We start from the raw sequence: 15,896 nt of genomic DNA on the forward strand, positions 1-15,896 counted from the left end.
GTATGAAAACAGGAAAAAAGACAGGAAACTTATTTTGGGGCCTATGTTATCTGGGATTGATTATGGTGCTCATACTTTCGGTGCTGACTGCAATTACCTTTGGGAATGCAGAAATCACAGTCAGCCAGGTCTATGGGGTTATATTTTACAAATTATTTCATTTAGAACAATACGAGGCATTCTCGTCAGGTGCAATTCATGATGTTGTGTGGTTGATCCGTTTTCCCAGGGTACTACTTGCAATCGGGATTGGAATTGGACTATCTGTCTGTGGAGACGTTATGCAGGCAGTTGTAAAAAATCCTTTGGCTGATCCCTATGTATTAGGAATTTCCTCAGGAGCTTCTTTTGGGGCAACGCTGGCAATTATGTTGGGAATAGGAAGTCTATTTGGTAATAATTTTATAGGAGTTATGGCCTTTTTGGGTGCTCTTGGTTCTTCCTTCCTGGTAATTAGCTTATCTAACATCAGAGGAAAAGCAAAGACAGGAAAACTTATATTAGCGGGAATGGCAGTTAGCTCCATTTGTTCTGCCTTTTCCAATTTTGTGCTATATATTGCAAATGATCGAAATGCTACAACAGAAGTTGCTTTCTGGACTATGGGTAGTTTAGCCGGTGCAAAATGGGACATTGTCAAGGTGGTATTACCAATTATGATTTTAGGAGCTTTGTTTTTCTGGACACAATCAAGGAATCTCAATCTAATGCTATTAGGGGAAGATACGGCAATTACACTGGGAACAGACCTAAGAGCTGTAAGAATACTATACCTTATATTGGTATCTATTATGGTGGGGTTTTCCGTTTATTCTTCTGGTATAATCGGGTTTGTGGGATTAATTATCCCCCATGCAGTTCGTATGGTCACTGGAACTGATCATAAGAAATTAATACCAACTAGTGCGCTTGTAGGAAGTATATTCCTGGTATGGGCAGATGTAGTAAGCCGGGTCATACTAAAACATTCCGAGTTGCCAATCGGAATATTAATTTCTTTAATAGGTGCGCCTTGTTTTGTAATTTTAATGTTACGCAAGTCATATGGAATTGGAAGGAAGAAAACATGAGTATAAAGGTAGAAGACTTAACCTATTCCTATGGACATAAAAATGTATTAGATCGTGTGGAAATTCAGTTAAAAAGGAAAAGTTTTACCGGAATAATCGGTCCAAATGGATGTGGGAAATCAACCTTATTAAAATGTATTTACCGTGTACTTAAACCTCAAATAGGGACCATATGGCTGGAAGATAAACTTCTAAATAGTTATAGCGTAAAAGAATCATCAAAGTATATATCAGTTATGGCTCAGCACAATTCATACCAGTTTGATTTTAAAGTAAAAGATATTGTAATGATGGGAAGAGCCCCACATAAAAGACTGCTGGAAAGAGATACTCTAAAAGATTACCAAATTGTTGAAAAAGTTTTGGAGAGTGTGAATATGTTGGAATTTTTGGAAAGAGAATTTGCAACATTATCTGGCGGGGAACAACAAAGGGTACTCTTAGCAAGGGCATTAGCTCAAGACGCGAGGACACTCATACTCGATGAGCCAACCAATCATTTGGATATTACATATCAACTGCAATTAATGAGAATCTTAAAAAAACAAGATATCACCATATTTGCTGCTATGCATGATTTAAATATTGCCGCCATGTACTGTGATTACCTATATATTATGAAAGCAGGAAAAGTAATCGCACAGGGTGAAACAAAAAAGATATTAACCCCAGAGAAAATTTTTGAAGTTTATCAGGTTGAATCGCAAATAGTACAGGATAAGAATGGGAAACTTCATATATTATTTACAGGAGACCAGCTATAATAAGTCAAGCTAAAAGGAGACCTATGACTAATAGCCCTAAATTAATCACACAAGAAAAAATGGGAATAAAAATAGGTATATTACATTGCTTAGAGGCTACTAAGGTATGTGCCGGATGTGGATGTCTAAATGCTTTTAATCTAAAGAAAGGAAGTTTTACAGAATATGCGAAGGAAGATGTACTTGCAGCATATTTTACTTGTAATGGATGTAAAGAACAAAATTGGGCTTCTCCAACAGAAGATATGGGAATGATAGAAAAAGTAGAAAGGTTACAATCAGAAGGAATAGATGTGGTGCATGTTGGAGTCTGTTGTGAAAATGCAGATGGAAGTTTTTGTGAAAGAATAGTAGAAATTGTTGAAATGATAAAGCTAAAAGGGATTCGGATAAAAAACAGGACTCACATGTAAAACATAATTCTGGCATAATACCTTGTATAATTAACCTAAGATATCGGAAATGCTGTTAAGGCAAGCTTTTCAGCCTTAACAGCGTTTCCGATATCTTATATTACAAAACAGGCATTATGTCAACCAATATAAAACTTGAAACAGTCTCTATAGCCAAGCGGTTCTATGGCATATTCGCAGGCAGCCCACAACCCTGCATGGACATTTAAAGTTTCTGAATATGGTATTGAGTATTAATAATAAACCACATTTGTGCATCGAATTTCATAACAGTCCAAAAAGATAAGCCCTGGATATCATATTCTTCTACCAGTCCAACCCTTGCGTTAAAGCTTCTTGCATCTTTAGTCCATATTACATGAAGAATCTCATCACTATCCATATAGTAGAAGTAAGGTGCCTGTGCTATTTCGTTAAATTGTATTGGTATACCATTATCCGAGGCAATTTCTACCGCACTATTATAAGTTATTACAGTTGCTTCTGTGGCACCGGGAATATAGGGAAGTGTCCAATCATAACCCAGGGCAGTGATTCCCAGAAAAATTTTTTCAGGGGGAATAATACTAACCATGTAATCTAACAATTTTCTTATTATATTAATCGGAAGAATTGCGTTTGGATAGCTGTAATACCTTGCCCAATCATAGGAAGAAATTATGATTCCATCTACAAAGTCAGATAATTTTGAATAGTCTATTTTTTCGAAACTAATGTCAGGTGTAGCAATACTTGTAGCAGGCGTAACGGTAATCATCACCCTGAAACCTTCTGAATGAAATATTGCAGCGGCCCTTTTTAAATATTCTGCAAGGTAATTTATGTTATCAAAGGTTATAGTTTCAACATATATGTTTATACCATAAAATCCTTTCGCTCTTAGTATTTGAAGAACATTATCAATCAGGAGATTCTGCACAGAAGGATTATTTAAAATATCATAGGTCACTTCACGGCTAATGATTCCCTCTCCTGTCATAGTGGAAACAAACATCATGGGCGCGGTACCGTAAGATTTAGCCAGCTGGATAAGTTCAGTATCGTCAGCATTGGAGATAATTTCTCCGTCACTTGCAGCCCTGTAATTAAATATGGTCAGATAAGATAAAAAAGGAAGTGTTTTTATTAAAACAGATTTTTCTATATGAGGAAAGATATAACCATTAGTGGCAATTGTTCTTGTTTTATTGGTTTGATAGCTTATTACTATAGTTTCACCAGCGTACAGATATTCTCTATCGGATAGATAGGGATTATTTCTTAATAATTCCATGGGTGTAGTACCGTGCTGCTCTGCAATACTCTCCAAAGTGTCGCCAGGTTGGACGGTATAGAGTGTTTCCGGTTGTACAATCACGATGGTTTGGCCGATTGCTAAATTATCAGGGTTTGTAATTCCATTTTCCAATATCAATCGGCCAATAGGGATTTTATAATACTCTGATATAGAATAGATGGTTTCATTGGGTTGGACAACGTGTATGATCATGGATTTCCTCAAACGATCTTATTAATATTATTATATGCTAATCCTACATGTTCATAACATCATAGTATAATTATAATAGGTATCTCAATAATATTACGCGATATCCGGTTTAGGAAGTTGCGATAGATCATAATATAGGCGGGTATCCGCTATTCCGGGCCCGCCTCATGTTGTCAACGACTACGATTTGACAACCGTGTATAAGTTTTATTTTATTATATATTAACTGGATATTAGACTTTCATCTTATTACTATCTGAAAACCTCCAGTTTTTGCCGAAAGGTATGAGTTGCATTTAGAGATTTTCTTTATAGAATACAACTAACTTTTCAACGGCTTGTCTGACTGGTTCTGGCTGGTCATATAAATCATAGTGACTTTCACCTTCAAGAATAAATAAATCCTTTTTATTTGATGCTGCTCTATTATAAAACTCATGACCATCTCTGAAGGAACCAAATGCGCCTTGCTTATTACCTATTATGATTTGTAATGGCTGAATCAGCAGTGTTTCGGCTAGATTGAAAGCGTCAAAACCTAATACAGAAGCTAAGCTCGTAAATTTCAGCATGTTTGGAGAGTTAGGGCACTGTCCCCTCGGTGTTGTATAATAATCTACAGCCTCCACAATGCAGCTTAGTAAAAAGATAAATAAGATAAACTCTGAAAAGGATGCTGAAATACTTCTGCGATTTTTAAGTATGGCTGTCTTAGGCATTGTAGAATCCTTTGTATTGAACCAATTTAATATTGGTACGGAGCAACTGGCAAAACAAGTGAGAAAATTACTGGCACAAAATATTTCGCTAGCTTTAGATTAAGTTTTAGATTAAGTACGTCAGCCTGAGCAGACTGTATCAAATCTGCCGCCAAGGCAATGTTAGGCTCTGGCAGCATCCTTTTTGTATCCTCAAGGCATGTTGAATGGGTGGTATTGATGCTTTCAGACCTTTGGTATTGTTACTTGTTGCTTTGCAATTGGTAAGTCACCGATGGGGGATTATCAAATAGATATCAGGGCACAATAACAAGGAGCGCGGGTGAAATGTGGAAGTGCCCGAAGTGGCTCCCAGGATATAAGACTTCCAAGGGAGCAATTCAGCTGCCGCTTGGGAAGCCGATGGATTATAAACCCGTCACCCATATCGTGGGGTGGAGAATAAAACGGAAAGCGAAAGGGAGTGACACTTATGACAAACGAGCGCGTATACAAGATGGCGTTTTCGACGGTCTACCCGTTACTTGTTCAAAAGGCGGAGCGTAAAGGGCGCACTAAATCCGAGGTTGATGCTGTGATTTGTTGGCTGACAGGGTATGACGATTCTGGTCTGAAAGCACAAATTATGAAAAATATTGATTACGAAACCTTCTTTAACGAAGCTCCACAGATAAACCCCAACGCCACCAAAATTTCAGGAGTGATTTGCGGGCACCGCGTTGAGGAAATCAAAGAACCGCTTATGCAGAAAATCAGGTGGCTTGACAAACTGGTGGACGAATTGGCAAAAGGTAAGCCAATGGAGAAGATTTTAAGAAGCTGAAAGTGAATAGCTAATAAAACTCCGCAAAATGCTTGGCGACAAAAACGCAATGAAAGAAGTTAAGAAGAAGGTACCTGGTGCCAGCCTTGAGTTAATGATTTGCACAAAAGCCATAGCCACGACTTTGGATTCTCTTCCATAAAGCTCATGTTGTGCTGATGGAAGAGATAAATACAGCGTATATTGTTACATCATTGTGTAGGATACTTACCCTCCATTTTTTCTTTGTATCTGGCTTGGCGCATAGCCGGTGCGTTTTTTGAATAAACGGCTGAAATGAAGCGGATCGGCATATCCCACAGCATCCGCAGCCTCGGTCACGGTACAACCCTGTTCACGCAAAAGCTTAGCGGCCATATTAATCCTGTAATCTATAAGAAAATCAATGGGCCGGCACTGGGTATATTTATAAAAAAGATAGGAGAGCTGTGACTTGCTTTTCCCGATATAATTTGCCAGATCCTCCATTGTCAGTGGACTTCTGCAGTTATCTTCTATATAGTCCACAAGCTCTTTTACGATGCGGTAATCTTCGGCAGAATTATCTTTTTCACCGTTGAAAAAAATACTCTGAAAAATTTGCCGGGACAGTAACTGCTTTTGAAGGATAGAATGTATGTCTATCTCTTCATTGGCATCAGCCAGCTCCTGCAAAACCGGAGAAACAGCAGGCAGATCAATGGGTATGGAAAACAATAAATTACTGCTTATTTGATGGTAATAAATATTGATATGAGTAAACGGATTCTCTCCTGATACATGAAAGGCAAGCTGACACCCCGGGCAGCCATGCACCACTGTTCCCGGTTTTGCAAGAAAGCATTTATCATCAAACCTTATTTCTGCTTCTCCCTCAAGGGGAAAGATAAATGCCCCGTGTATGGTTTGGTAAGAGGTAGGCTTGTCTGATGGCTGCTTCACAAATCGTATTACATTATTTACGCGGAACGGAGAAAGCCGATAGGCCTGTTTCAGTATATTCAGAGCAGTTTGAGCCTCCATTTTATCCCTTCTTTCTTTCAATACGGTAATAGGGAAACCACCGCATAAGGACAGACTGCTCCTTTGCGGTGTTTTCCCAAATAGATTTAATTCGTATGGATTTATGCTTGTTATTGGAACTGCTTATCCAAATAAGTCAATGCCCCGGATAATTTCAGAGGAATATTTTCATGATGTCCGTAGGGATTCCACTGCATTTCTATATTGCACTGGGGCAAGTGATTTATGAGCGCTTCATAAGTATCCTTTGTTGCCTGTGCAGCATTTCTTTTTATATCATGGGCACCTTTTCCCTCATCTTCCCCTGAAGAAAGAAATACGGACGCCTTTTTGTTGATCAGAGAGTTCTTTTTCACAAATCCGGTCCAGTCCGGATACCAGAAAGAACCCGAAATTGATACAACATCATCGAAGATATCTGTCTTATACAAAGAATAAATCCCAAGCAGTCCGCTAAGGGAGTGCCCCAATAATGCGGTTTGAGAGGGAAATGCATTGCCAAACAGCTTCTTATTAACGCCTGGAATCAGAACCTTCCCCAAATAATCCAGAAACTCCCCGCCCTTACCTCCGAAATCGGCAAAACGTTCATGAAGCGCTTTGGCTGGCCAGGGTGTATACTCGGACAGCCGGTCCAAAGGCGGTATACCCACTAAAAGAAAACGGTATGATTTTTTTTCTCCCTGGATTTTTTCCAGCGCCTTGAAAATGATGTCCGAATCCAGCGCATATACAACCGGACAACTGCTTGTTCCGGGAGAAAAGCCGGATGGCACCAGTAGTTCTAAGTCTCTTCCTGCTATATGAATTGTTTGCATTTGTTTCACCTTAATCAGTTATAAAGGAAGTCTGAAAGTTCTTCCAACGTATCGAAATTGCGCACACCGTAGTCCATAAAAGCGTCATAGGGTATTTCGATGATCCGGTTGTTTACGATAGCTGGTATTGATGCCAGTATTTCTTCATTTTTTATACTTTCTACAGCCTTTGCATCAGTTTCCACGTTGCGGTCTGAAGTAATATAAATAATTACATCGGGATTTGCTTCTACAAGGTTTTCCAACGTAAGATTGGAGCCGCCCTTATCCATGACATTTGCACAATTTAATGCGGAAAGCATTCCATTTTGCAGCTTTGCATTTGCACCGAAAACCACAAAGGTTCCTTCTTTATAAGTTGCCATAACCAGGACTTGAAGAGTTTTGTCTTTGGCAGAGGCCGCCACCTTTTCTGAAACCGTGTTTAAACGTTCTGTCAGGTTTTCTGCATATTCCTTTGCTTTATCCTGAACATCGAAAATTTCACCAAGGGCAATTACGTCATCAATAATATTCTTCATGGAAACAGCCGTGCTCATATCACTGGCTTTTTGTGCATAAACATTGATTCCCAGCTCATTCAGTTCCGGAATGGAACCAAAGGTTCCCTCTGCAAACGTGGCGCTGCGTCCGATAATAACATCCGGTTCCGCTGCCGCAATCACTTCTTTGCTGATGGTCATTTTATCGCCCAGGATGTCCAGTGAATCATACAGTTCTTTCCAGTCCTCTCCCGGTGCATTATCAATTGCAATGGTACCGGCAATCTTATCTGAAAGACCTAAGTTGTAAAGCAGTTCTATGGATGAGGCGTTTGCTGTAACCACTCTGTCCGGTGCTTTGTTATATGTCTGCCTGGCAGGGACATAGTCGCTGCCTTTGGTTTCTACCGTAATTGGATATACTGTATTCCCGGCGCTGCTTTGTGGTGCTTCTGATGTAGGCGCAGACGTACTTTGTGAGGCAGAAGTATCTTGAGGGGTGTCCTTCTTTGGACTGCAACCGCTTAAAATTGCTCCTAATATCATAGTGCCTGCTGTGAAGGCCGCCATTTTTTTTCTCATTTTATTGATCCTCATTTCCTGCTCCTTTATTTATAATATTTGTCATGTTATACAAGGGGGAAATAGCTGATTGCCATTCCCGCCTGGCTGTCTTCCGTTATCTTACAATCAACGCCATAAATCCGGCGCACCATTTCACGGTTAATAATATTTTTGGGCGATCCAAAGGAATCAATCTCCCCTTTATTTAAAATGTAGATGGTATCGCAATATTGTGCTGCCAAAGATAAATCATGGAGGGCCGCCAATACGTTAATACCTAAATGTTTGATAATACTTAAAATCTGAAGCTGATATGTAATATCAAGGTGATTTGTGGGCTCGTCCAAAATAAGAAGGGACGGCTGCTGCGCAAGCGCCCGTGCCAGAACAATCCGCTGCTTTTCTCCACCGGACAAGGTGGAAAAGCTTCGTTTGGCATAGCTCTCCATACCTACCTTTGCTAAAGAATCCGACACAAGATCACGGTCCCTTTGCTTTTCTCTTTCCAGTGTACCAAGGTGGGGGGAACGCCCCAGCATAACAATTTCTTCAACCGTCAAATCAAAATTTATATTGTTGAACTGTCCCACTACTGCCATTTCTCTGGCCAATGCTTTTGGTTTGTAGCTTTGCAAGGGCTTTTCATCCAGCATTACCACACCATCGGATGCCTTTTGCATACGGTATACCGTTTTTAGCAGTGTTGATTTACCACTGCCGTTTGGCCCTAAAACACCAATAAATTTTCCGTTTGTAACCTCCAGGGAAACGCCTTTTAAAATCTCATTTGCTGCTAAATGAACCTTTAAATCCTTTACAGTAACATCCATGTTCAAACCTCACTAACCAAAACGGTAATGCCGTTTTATTAAAATATAGGCAAAGAACGGTGCACCAATCATAGATGTTACAATTCCAATGGCAAGCTCCCCATTGGGTATTATGATTCTTGCCAGTGCATCCGCCCAAACCAGAAATATCCCGCCCATCAAAACCGTAATGGGCAGCAGACGGCGGTGGTCCGCCCCCACAACCGCTCTTGCAATGTGTGGAATCATCAGTCCCACAAAGCCGATCACACCGCAGGCAGAGACCAATACGCCGGTCAAAAGAGCAGCCACTGACATGTACAGCTTTCTGTAAAAGCTGAGATTTACGCCCAGGGTAGATGCCGCCTCATCACCAAGCAGCATGGTATTCAGGGTTCGGTACTGGCTGAGAAAAAATATGCAGCTGGCAGCTACAACGCAGCTGGGCAAAATAAGGTTATTCCAGCTTCCCCGGGTCAGGGATCCCATTGTCCAGAATTTTATGCTTAACATCCCATTGCCATCGCCGGATACTGAAATAATAAAATTTGAAAAAGAGGTACATATGGCGTTAATAATTGTACCGGAAAGAATCAGCTTGCCGGATGTGGCTTGTCCGCCCATAGAAGCCAGAAATAAAACCGCACCAGTGGCTCCGGCTGCTCCCAAGAAAGCAAGCAGAGATACGGAAGATATGCTGCCGGCCAGCGGAACGGCTGTGCCGATAAAAACCGCAATCGTGGCTCCCAGGGACGCTCCGGAGGATATTCCCAGAATATATGGCTCTGCAAGAGGGTTTTGTATTGTGGCCTGCATGACTGATCCGCACAGTGAAAGACCGGCACCTGCGGCAACGCCCAGCAAAACTCTGGGGAAACGGATTTTCCATATGATTGAAGCATTGGCGCTTCGTAAAACTTCACCGGTTCCCGGCCGCTCCAGGCCAAACAAGCGGTTCATTATTATGGCATATGTATCAGGAAGGGATATGTGTACCGCACCAAGTCCGAGTGCTAAAAATATAGACAAAACAAGAGCGGCGCACAAAAGTGCAACAACCAGCCTGAAAGGAAATAACTCCGTATTGCCTGCTGCACTGCTTTTTTTACTCTTTAATACTTCCTGGCCAAATGTAATCTTGTTATTTGCAGAACTGAATTTTACCTTATTCAAAACAGGCCTCCTACTTTTGTTAGGCACAACTAACTACTGGGTTATTATACACAATTTTATCCTCTGTTACAATGGGGAATAATTCAATGACATGGACTATTATTAAAAAACTAGACTATGCCAATCCTGATCAATGCTTTAAAAGAGAACAGCGGCCTTGTATGGAGAAGTATAAAAGACAGTGTTTAATAAATTATACTTGACAATCATATTAATAAGTATTATATTCAAAACGGTGTTATGAAACACCGTTTTGAATACAGGAGGAAAAATGTATGGCAAAACAAATTGAAGGTGTATATGAGAAAGTGTATGAATGTGCGAAAAAGGAATTCTTAAGGAAAGGATTCAAGGACGCCTCTCTTCGTAATATCGCCCAGGAGGCTGGTACCAGCACAGGTTCCATTTATACACGTTTTCATAACAAAGAAGGATTGTTTCATGCCATGGTTTATCCGGTAGTGGAAGAATTAAAAGCATGGTTTCTGGGTATGCAGGAGTCATTTCATCAAATGAATGCTGATTATCAAAAGGAAAATATGCTTCATTATAGCGGAATGGAAGCTGAAAATTTAGTGGCTTACATTTATGATCACTATGATGTATTCAAGCTATTGCTGGAATGTTCAGAAGGAACAGAATTTTCAGATTTTTTAAATCAACTGGTTGAGATCGAGATGGAATATACGGTGAAGTATATGGATGCGACTAAGGATGATGCATTAAAAAATGAAATGATCACAACTGAGTTTCTTCACATTGTAACCAGTGCATATTTTTCCGGAATATTCGAGATGGTGCGGCATGATATGAAAAGAGAAGATGGTATGCTGTATGCAAAACAGCTGAGGGAATTTTATTACGCCGGTTTTGCAAAAATTTATAACTGGGAATAAGGATACACATACCTGAAAAATGCGGGATATACCCGCATTATTTTAAAACATAAGGTTAGCCTAAACTAACCAAAAGGAGGATTTATGGAACAAAAAGATCAAAGTCCACTAAAGCGGATATGGGCATTGGCAAAATCAGAGCATCCAAGGCTTAAACTGGCGGTTTTACTGGCTGTTATAGGTGTTATGGCAGGCTTTATCCCATATTTGTGTGCGGGGAAAATAATTATTATGCTGCTTTCCCATACGGCAGATATGCAAAGCTGCATTCCGTGGCTGGTTCTTGCCTTGGCAGGCAGTATTGGAAAAGTACTGCTTACTACCTTTTCGACTGCACAATCCCACAAGGCCACCTTTGCAGTATTGGCAGAAGTGCGGAACAGATGTGTACATAAACTGGCAAAGCTGTCTATGGGGACCTTACAGAATCAGTCTGTTGGAAGGTGGAAGAGCATTCTGGTTGACCAGATTGAGAGCATGGAAACGACCCTTGCCCATCTTTTACCCGAAATGACTTCCAATGTTTTATCACCGCTGGTTCTTTTAATTGCCTTGTTTTTCATTGACTGGAGGCTGGCGCTGCTATCAATTGCCACACTTCCACTGGGCATGGTTTTCATGATAGCCACCATGAAATCCTATCCGGTAAAATATCAGGAATCCGTTCATATTGGAAAGAAAATCAACGATTCGATTGTAGAATATATCAATGGCATTGAAGTTATTAAGGCTTATAATCAGGGTCATGTAGCTTATGCCGGATATATGGATGCGGTAAATGCCAATGCATTATTTTATTATAACTGGATGAAAAGCGCCCAGTTCGGCTCTGCCTGCTACCGGAATTTCAGCCCCGCTGTTTTGGTGGGCGTTTTACCGGCAGGCCTGGCATTTTATCTGAACGGCAGTATTACGGCCTCACAGTTTATTATGGTCATGATTTTGTCCATGGGAGTTGTTGGACCGATTATTGCTGCCACTAATTTTGTTGATTCCCTGGCACAGACAGGTACGATTATAGAATCCGTAGAGACCATATTAAAAGCGCCGGAACAGCACCATCCAAAGGAGCCGGTCCATCTGACAGGAACGGATATTGAAATGAATCATGTTTCCTTTGCTTATGAAAAAGAAAAGGGGAATATCTTAACAGATGTCACCCTAAAAATCCGTCAGGGCACAGTAAATGCCTTTGTTGGACCAAGCGGAAGCGGAAAATCGACGATTACAAAACTGATTGCAGGATTTTGGGATATTGAAAAAGGAAGTATCAGAATCGGTGGAAAGGAAATCAGTGAAATTCCCCTTGTACAGATAGCCGATCAGATAGCCTATGTATCCCAGGATAATTTCCTTTTTGACGATACCATCCGGGAAAATATCCGAATGGGAAAAGAAAATGCCACGGATAAAGAGGTAGAAGAAGTGGCAAAAAGGGCAGGCTGTGATGCATTTATCCGAAATCTGGAACGTGGATATGAAACCAGAGTAGGCGGAGGAGGAGCCCACTTATCCGGCGGCGAACGGCAGAGGATCGCCATTGCAAGAGCAATGCTAAAAGATGCACCCATTGTCATATTAGATGAGGCCACTGCTTATATTGACCCGGAGAATGAAGCTGTCCTTCAAAAGGCAATATCCAAACTGGTGCAGGGGAAAACGCTGATTATAATTGCACACCGGTTATCCACGATTGTTGGTGCAGATCAGATTCTTTTAGTGGATCAGGGAAGAATCAGTGCTTCCGGAACCCATGAACAGCTATTGCAGAAATCAGAATTATATCAGAACATGTGGAATGCACATATCGGAGTAAAGGATGGGGAAAAGGAATGATAGAAATTTTTCGTAAAATATGGAGATTCGCCGGAGAGGAACAAAAAAACATTCGAAACTCTATCATTATAGGGTTTATCAATGCGATTTTTCACATGCTGCAGATTGGAGCGATTTTTCTTACCATTCAGGCGCTGGTAGAAAAAGAAGCGGATAAAGCAACCATATGGTATGTGTTAGGACTAATGGTTGTAAGCATAGCAGGTAAAATTGTTACAAATTATTTTTCTCAGCTTCAACAGACACATGCAGGATATTTTATGGCTGCAAATAAACGAGTTTTTATCGGCAATAAGATGAAATTAATACCCATGGGATTTTTTAACCAGAGCAGTCTTGGAAATATTACAGGGATCTGCACCACAGTTCTTGGTGATGTGGAAACCACTGCCCCCATGGTTATGGTGCTGACGCTGGGCGGTTTTATTACTACCATCGTATTTACGGTTTATATGCTGGTCTTTGACTGGAGAATGGGACTAATTACAGCGGCTGGGGTTCTTTTCTATTGCCTGATTACATCCTCTATGGAGAAAAAGTCCCGGAATACGGCGCCAAAGAGGCAGAAAGCACAGGCTGTGCTTGTAGAGAATATGTTAGAGACCATTCAGGGAATGGGAATCGTAAAGTCTTTTAATCTTACAAGAATGGATAACAAAAAAGTCGATCAGGCGATTGAAAACAGTAAAAACACAAATCTGGCAATGGAGCAGCTGATTACGCCTTATACGATTATGCAGGAAGTGATACTGAGAATATTCAGTGTTATCATGATGGGGGCAGCACTGTTCTTCTATTTTAAGGGAACCATGGAGCTTACTTATTCCCTGATGTTTATTGTAGTTTCCTTTATTGTCTTTGAACAGATTGAATCTGCCGGACACGGAGTTGCGGTCCTTCGCATATGCGGAAGCTCCATTGAGCAGGCGAATCAGATGGATGATGTGCCATTAATGGATGAAAAGGGTAAGATTATAAAGCCAGACAATCATGAGATCATATTTGAACATGTGAATTTTTCTTATGAGAAGCGGCAAATCCTAAAAGACATGAACCTTCAGATTAAAGACAAGACAACGACTGCCATCATCGGACCAAGCGGCTCTGGAAAATCAACGATTTGTAATTTGATTTCCAGATTCTGGGATGCAGACAGCGGTAAGATTAAAATTGGTGGAATTAATGTGAAAACTTATACGCTGGAGTCCTTGATGGAACAGATCAGCATGGTATTTCAAAATGTATATCTTTTTCAGGATACCATTGAAAATAATATCCGGTTTGGAAGACCAGATGCGACCAGGGAAGAAGTCATTGAAGCAGCGAAAAAAGCATGCTGTCATGAGTTTATCTGCAGTCTTCCGAAAGGGTATAATACCGTGATTGGAGATAAGGGCTTTGCCCTTTCAGGAGGCGAAAAGCAGAGAATATCCATTGCAAGGGCTATCTTAAAAGATGCACCAATTATCATTTTTGATGAGGCCACAGCCAATGTAGATCCAGAGAATGAAGTACATTTACAGAAAGCCTTTGAAGAATTGACAAGAAATAAGACGATTATTATGATCGCGCACCGCTTAAAAACAGTCCGCAATGCGGATCAGATCCTTGTGGTAGATGGAGGGGAAATTGTTCAAAAGGGAAAGCATGAAGAGCTGATGAAACAGGACGGTATCTATAAACGTTTTGTGGGTGAAAGAAAACAGGCCGTTTCCTGGAACATTTAAGGAAGACTATAAAGACAAAAATAGATTTATGGGAGGTGGTTATAGCGGAGTCAGGCGGATTCTTAGAGTATGATGCATTTGAAGGAAATTCTGGTATCTGCCAGCCCTCCTGTACAAATCGTGCCGGATATCCATGTCTGGCACGATTTGTCATCTTTACAACCGGTATAGATGCTTCTGTTTGTAGTCTTTTATATTCTTTGGTTTAAACGTTCTTCTAGTTCACAACTCTCCGGTATTCTCCGGGGAGAATACCAACATTTCTTTTGAAAAGTTCTGCAAATCTGCTGGCATTGGAATATCCAATGGTCTGTGCAATCTGTGCGATACTCAAATCCGTATGAGATAATAAAAATTCAGCATGCTCAATCCGTGCCTGCTGGATAAATTCCGTAATGGTACAGCCATGAACCAGCTTGAAGCTCGTTTTTAATTTAGTCTGTCCCATACAAGCTATTTTTGATAGCTGTTCCAAGGTTAAAGGGAAAACAGCATGATCCTTAATATATGCCGAAACATTATAAATCTGTTCCGTATCGTTATCCGAAATATGAGGCTGTTTTCTGCCTTGCTTATGAAAATGTTCCACTACCAGAGAAACAGCCTCATTTACCTTTGCTTCATAAAATAGCTTTGCACTGATTCCGGTACCCCGGTATTCAGCTACCTGGTTAAGAAGTAACAACATTTCAGGGAAGTGCAGGGTTTCATCAATGGAGGAAAAGGCATCATAAGGGTTTAAATAATCATCCGGATACTTTTCTTTCAAATAGTGGAGGTAATAAGCAGGAAGTATTTCGATTCCTACTGCCTTAATGGGTATCTTTTTATGCATGACAGCTTTATAAGGACTCTTTCCGCCGATAATGGTCTTAATACAATTCGCATTGATTCTCCGATATGGATTCAGTTCATGACCGGCAATGGATTGATAATAGGACACGCTCATGCATTCCGGCAGTTGGCATTCGAATAAATAATCTTCAAAAAAGAAAAAATCATGTATCTTGATATCATATAAATCAGTTTCTGAATAAAGCCAGTAAAATCCTTCTCCTAAGTCTTTGGAAAGCTCATAGGTCTGTCCGCAGGAGTTAAATCTTCCGTTTGGGTCAATCGGCACAAAACCTCTGTCTGCCAATACATTTTCATAAAAAAAATCTATCTTCTCTTTCATTAGATTCTCCATTCTCTACAAAATACCTTGATTGGACGAATGATTACCACGATTAGACGAAACTAACCAATAACCATTGAAAACGAAACGCCTGTGTGGTAATTTTATTTACCGAGGTTAGTTGTAACTAACAT

The 15,896-nt window shown here is 40.4% G+C and carries 15 protein-coding genes; 7 read left to right on the forward strand and 8 right to left on the reverse strand.

Translation table 11 applies throughout. From position 1 onward, the window contains the following. Positions 1-2: 2 nt before the first annotated feature. From ABFV83_RS18705 to ABFV83_RS18715, 3 genes are read left to right on the forward strand one after another with little or no spacing between them, the layout of a single operon-like run. Positions 3-1,070: an iron ABC transporter permease gene (locus ABFV83_RS18705; protein WP_349945997.1), complete on the forward strand. Its 1,068-nt coding sequence runs from the start codon at positions 3-5 to the stop codon at positions 1,068-1,070. Beyond that, entirely contained in the window at positions 1,067-1,834 is a 768-nt protein-coding gene (locus ABFV83_RS18710; RefSeq protein WP_349945999.1) for an ABC transporter ATP-binding protein, read from the forward strand. The genes ABFV83_RS18705 and ABFV83_RS18710 overlap by 4 nt, the downstream gene beginning before the upstream one ends. A gap of 23 nt (positions 1,835-1,857) precedes the next feature. Next, positions 1,858-2,247 carry a CGGC domain-containing protein gene (locus ABFV83_RS18715; protein WP_349946000.1) on the forward strand — a complete coding sequence of 130 codons (390 nt, stop codon included), beginning with the start codon at positions 1,858-1,860 and terminating at the stop codon, positions 2,245-2,247. A 205-nt stretch (positions 2,248-2,452) separates the two neighbouring features. Here the strand turns inward: ABFV83_RS18715 and ABFV83_RS18720 are convergent, their stop codons facing one another. Next, positions 2,453-3,736: a LysM peptidoglycan-binding domain-containing protein gene (locus ABFV83_RS18720; RefSeq protein ID WP_349946002.1), complete on the reverse strand. Its 1,284-nt coding sequence runs from the start codon at positions 3,734-3,736 to the stop codon at positions 2,453-2,455. A 296-nt stretch (positions 3,737-4,032) separates the two neighbouring features. Further along, the gene (locus tag ABFV83_RS18725) at positions 4,033-4,455 is read right to left on the reverse strand and encodes an alpha/beta hydrolase (RefSeq protein WP_349946003.1); all 423 of its coding nucleotides are present in this window, start codon (positions 4,453-4,455) and stop codon (positions 4,033-4,035) included. 472 nt (positions 4,456-4,927) lie between these two features. Here ABFV83_RS18725 and ABFV83_RS18730 point away from each other — a divergent pair, with 472 nt between their 5' ends. Further along, on the forward strand, positions 4,928-5,278 hold the full coding sequence (locus ABFV83_RS18730; RefSeq protein ID WP_349946005.1) for a DUF2200 domain-containing protein: 351 nt from the start codon (positions 4,928-4,930) through the stop codon (positions 5,276-5,278). A 207-nt stretch (positions 5,279-5,485) separates the two neighbouring features. On the opposite strand, the gene ABFV83_RS18735 is transcribed toward ABFV83_RS18730, so the two are convergent. The 5 genes from ABFV83_RS18735 to ABFV83_RS18755 all read right to left on the reverse strand — a co-directional run bounded on the left by ABFV83_RS18735 (position 5,486) and on the right by ABFV83_RS18755 (position 10,126). Next, positions 5,486-6,280 (reverse strand): AraC family transcriptional regulator, encoded by a 795-nt coding sequence (locus ABFV83_RS18735; protein ID WP_349946007.1) that lies wholly within the window; start codon positions 6,278-6,280, stop codon positions 5,486-5,488. A 110-nt stretch (positions 6,281-6,390) separates the two neighbouring features. Then, complete coding sequence (locus ABFV83_RS18740; RefSeq protein ID WP_349946009.1) at positions 6,391-7,098, reverse strand: alpha/beta hydrolase-fold protein; 708 nt, start codon at positions 7,096-7,098, stop codon at positions 6,391-6,393. A gap of 14 nt (positions 7,099-7,112) precedes the next feature. Further along, entirely contained in the window at positions 7,113-8,162 is a 1,050-nt protein-coding gene (locus ABFV83_RS18745) for an ABC transporter substrate-binding protein (protein ID WP_349946011.1), read from the reverse strand. Positions 8,163-8,209: 47 nt separating this feature from the next. Beyond that, complete coding sequence (locus ABFV83_RS18750; RefSeq protein WP_349946012.1) at positions 8,210-8,974, reverse strand: ABC transporter ATP-binding protein; 765 nt, start codon at positions 8,972-8,974, stop codon at positions 8,210-8,212. A 12-nt stretch (positions 8,975-8,986) separates the two neighbouring features. Next, complete coding sequence (locus tag ABFV83_RS18755; RefSeq protein WP_349946014.1) at positions 8,987-10,126, reverse strand: iron ABC transporter permease; 1,140 nt, start codon at positions 10,124-10,126, stop codon at positions 8,987-8,989. 275 nt (positions 10,127-10,401) lie between these two features. Between ABFV83_RS18755 and ABFV83_RS18760 the strand changes: the two genes are divergently transcribed. The 3 genes from ABFV83_RS18760 to ABFV83_RS18770 all read left to right on the forward strand — a co-directional run bounded on the left by ABFV83_RS18760 (position 10,402) and on the right by ABFV83_RS18770 (position 14,585). Next, positions 10,402-11,022, forward strand: a complete 621-nt coding sequence (locus ABFV83_RS18760) for a TetR/AcrR family transcriptional regulator (RefSeq protein WP_349946015.1) — start codon at positions 10,402-10,404, stop codon at positions 11,020-11,022. Positions 11,023-11,106: 84 nt separating this feature from the next. Further along, positions 11,107-12,858 carry an ABC transporter ATP-binding protein gene (locus ABFV83_RS18765; RefSeq protein WP_349946017.1) on the forward strand — a complete coding sequence of 584 codons (1,752 nt, stop codon included), beginning with the start codon at positions 11,107-11,109 and terminating at the stop codon, positions 12,856-12,858. Beyond that, positions 12,855-14,585: an ABC transporter ATP-binding protein gene (locus ABFV83_RS18770; RefSeq protein ID WP_349946019.1), complete on the forward strand. Its 1,731-nt coding sequence runs from the start codon at positions 12,855-12,857 to the stop codon at positions 14,583-14,585. The genes ABFV83_RS18765 and ABFV83_RS18770 overlap by 4 nt, the downstream gene beginning before the upstream one ends. 217 nt (positions 14,586-14,802) lie before the next feature. Here ABFV83_RS18770 and ABFV83_RS18775 read toward each other — a convergent pair whose 3' ends face one another. Next, complete coding sequence (locus tag ABFV83_RS18775) at positions 14,803-15,762, reverse strand: AraC family transcriptional regulator (protein ID WP_349946021.1); 960 nt, start codon at positions 15,760-15,762, stop codon at positions 14,803-14,805. Between the last annotated feature and the right edge of the window lie 134 nt (positions 15,763-15,896).

The organism is Lacrimispora sp. BS-2, assembly GCF_040207125.1.
Taxonomy (GTDB): Bacteria; Bacillota; Clostridia; order Lachnospirales; family Lachnospiraceae; genus Lacrimispora.

Excerpts from the sequence above, each read along its gene's own strand:
- ABFV83_RS18705 (WP_349945997.1), top strand. The coding sequence starts at position 3 with ATGAAAACAGGAAAAAAGACAGGAAACTTATTTTGGGGCCTATGTTAT.
- ABFV83_RS18710 (WP_349945999.1), top strand. The coding sequence starts at position 1,067 with ATGAGTATAAAGGTAGAAGACTTAACCTATTCCTATGGACATAAAAAT.
- ABFV83_RS18715 (WP_349946000.1), top strand. The coding sequence starts at position 1,858 with ATGACTAATAGCCCTAAATTAATCACACAAGAAAAAATGGGAATAAAA.
- ABFV83_RS18720 (WP_349946002.1), bottom strand. The coding sequence starts at position 3,736 with ATGATCATACACGTTGTCCAACCCAATGAAACCATCTATTCTATATCA.
- ABFV83_RS18725 (WP_349946003.1), bottom strand. The coding sequence starts at position 4,455 with ATGCCTAAGACAGCCATACTTAAAAATCGCAGAAGTATTTCAGCATCC.
- ABFV83_RS18730 (WP_349946005.1), top strand. The coding sequence starts at position 4,928 with ATGACAAACGAGCGCGTATACAAGATGGCGTTTTCGACGGTCTACCCG.
- ABFV83_RS18735 (WP_349946007.1), bottom strand. The coding sequence starts at position 6,280 with ATGGAGGCTCAAACTGCTCTGAATATACTGAAACAGGCCTATCGGCTT.
- ABFV83_RS18740 (WP_349946009.1), bottom strand. The coding sequence starts at position 7,098 with ATGCAAACAATTCATATAGCAGGAAGAGACTTAGAACTACTGGTGCCA.
- ABFV83_RS18745 (WP_349946011.1), bottom strand. The coding sequence starts at position 8,162 with ATGAGAAAAAAAATGGCGGCCTTCACAGCAGGCACTATGATATTAGGA.
- ABFV83_RS18750 (WP_349946012.1), bottom strand. The coding sequence starts at position 8,974 with ATGGATGTTACTGTAAAGGATTTAAAGGTTCATTTAGCAGCAAATGAG.
- ABFV83_RS18760 (WP_349946015.1), top strand. The coding sequence starts at position 10,402 with ATGGCAAAACAAATTGAAGGTGTATATGAGAAAGTGTATGAATGTGCG.
- ABFV83_RS18765 (WP_349946017.1), top strand. The coding sequence starts at position 11,107 with ATGGAACAAAAAGATCAAAGTCCACTAAAGCGGATATGGGCATTGGCA.
- ABFV83_RS18770 (WP_349946019.1), top strand. The coding sequence starts at position 12,855 with ATGATAGAAATTTTTCGTAAAATATGGAGATTCGCCGGAGAGGAACAA.
- ABFV83_RS18775 (WP_349946021.1), bottom strand. The coding sequence starts at position 15,762 with ATGAAAGAGAAGATAGATTTTTTTTATGAAAATGTATTGGCAGACAGA.